Source organism: Paraburkholderia sp. BR13439 (genome assembly GCF_040948805.1).
Lineage (GTDB): Bacteria > Pseudomonadota > Gammaproteobacteria > Burkholderiales > Burkholderiaceae > Paraburkholderia > Paraburkholderia youngii.
Window position 1 is genome coordinate 1 of the sequence record NZ_JBFPKN010000123.1, and the last position, 878, is coordinate 878.

An 878-nucleotide genomic window follows, 5' to 3' on the forward strand; every position below is an offset into this window, starting at 1 on the left:
CGCTTCGTGCGGGCAATCAGTTCCTGCAGCTCAGCTCGCCTGTTATCAACCACCGTGTCGAGTTGCCGTTCGACGTCGCGCATGACCCGACCCACCCGCGAGCGCAGGGTGCGCAGTGCCTTTCCCATCCGCCGGTACTGCTTCGCATGTGCGTAGCGGCTGATCTGGGTGGCCAGACGCGGCGCTTCGCGGTTGTAGTTCTGCCGCAGCTTCAGGCCGTGCCGCGCAGCTGCCTTCACGAGGTGTTCACGACAGCGCTCCAGCAGCCGCGAGTCAGTCGGATGTGCGATCGCCTTGGGCATCACGGTCGTATCAACGATAACCCGTTTCGCGCTCGACGCCTTGATCACTCCGGCACGCTTCGCCGCGTCGATCGTCTCGGCCAGCAACTCCTCAACGCCGGCTTCGCCCAGCCGTTTGCGCCACCGCGTAAGGCTGGACGGATCGATCGGCGGCTCGGTCTGCAGGTACGTCTCACCCGTAAAAACCTGCCAGTACGGGTTCTCTACCCATTGCCACACGACATCCTCGTCCGACAGGTCGAAGGCGTGCTGCAGATACAACAGACCGGCGATCAGTCGCGGCGACGTCGCGGGCCTGCCTTTGCCCGACACGAAGCTCGTGCTCATCGACGCGCCTAGCCGCTCCCAGTTGATCAGTTCGGCCAGACGTACCAGTGGATGCTTAAGGTTGATCTGTTCGCGCAGTGGATGCCGGAACAGATCCTTCTCCGTTACAGGTGCCTTTGGACCCATCTGAACCTCGTCAGAATTTGCAGGCTATGTGAAGCAATATGCCAGGTCTCTGCAATTCCAACAACACGATTTCTACCCGGAAGCCCAGCTACTCAAGGCTCTACGGATTGTTCAGGACGGACT

The 878-nt window shown here is 61.0% G+C and carries 1 protein-coding gene; it reads right to left on the reverse strand.

Going from position 1 to position 878, the window contains the following annotated elements; genetic code table 11:
• A partial coding sequence (locus AB3X96_RS42475) for an IS5 family transposase (protein WP_368594409.1) occupies positions 1-755 on the reverse strand: 755 nt, incomplete at its 3' end.
• Positions 756-878: the final 123 nt, after the last annotated feature.